We start from the raw sequence: 656 nt of genomic DNA, 5'->3' as shown, positions 1-656 counted from the left end.
GTCTCAGGCAAGTCATCGCCCACCAGGCCCAGCAACAGGGACTCGACTTCGGCGTATTCCAGCAACTCCATTTCCAGGCCGTCTTCCAGGTCGATCAGTGCATAGCAGATGTCGTCGGCAGCCTCCATCAGGTACACCAGAGGATGTCGCGCCCAACGTTGCTCCTCCAGTTGTGGCAGGCCGAGTTTATGGGCGATCTGCTCGAGTAGCGGCAGCTCGCTCTGATAACAGCCGAACTTGTGTTTCTTGTAGCCCAGCGAGTCGGCGTGCCTGGCCGTCCATGGATACTTCAGGTAGGTGCCCAGCGTTGCATAGGTCAGTCGGGTGCCGCCGTCGAACTGGTGATACTCCAGTTGAGTGAGTACCCGAAAGCCCTGGGCATTGCCTTCGAAATTCAGGAAGTCATTGCGCTCGGCTTCACTCATTGCATCCAGCCAGCCACGGCCGGCGGCTTGCTGGAACCAGTGCCGGATCGCGTCTTCACCGGAATGGCCGAAAGGCGGGTTGCCGATATCGTGTGCCAGGCAAGCCGATTGCACCACCATCCCCAGGTCGCTGGGTTCGCACCAGTCGGGCAGGGCATTGCGGATGGTTTCGCCGACCCGCATGCCCAGTGAGCGACCCACGCAACTGACTTCCAGCGAGTGGGTCAGGCG

Annotated in this window: 1 protein-coding gene; it reads right to left on the bottom strand. The window is 60.7% G+C overall.

The features are described from left to right. A partial coding sequence (gene dgt, locus AC1DVH_RS32350) for a dGTP triphosphohydrolase (RefSeq protein ID WP_477757203.1) occupies window positions 1-656 on the bottom strand: 656 nt, incomplete at both ends.

The sequence above is a fragment of the Pseudomonas sp. P4_C3 genome, assembly GCF_056402075.1.
Note: the sequence above shows the minus strand (reverse complement) of the source record. Positions and strands in the feature narration are given on the sequence as shown.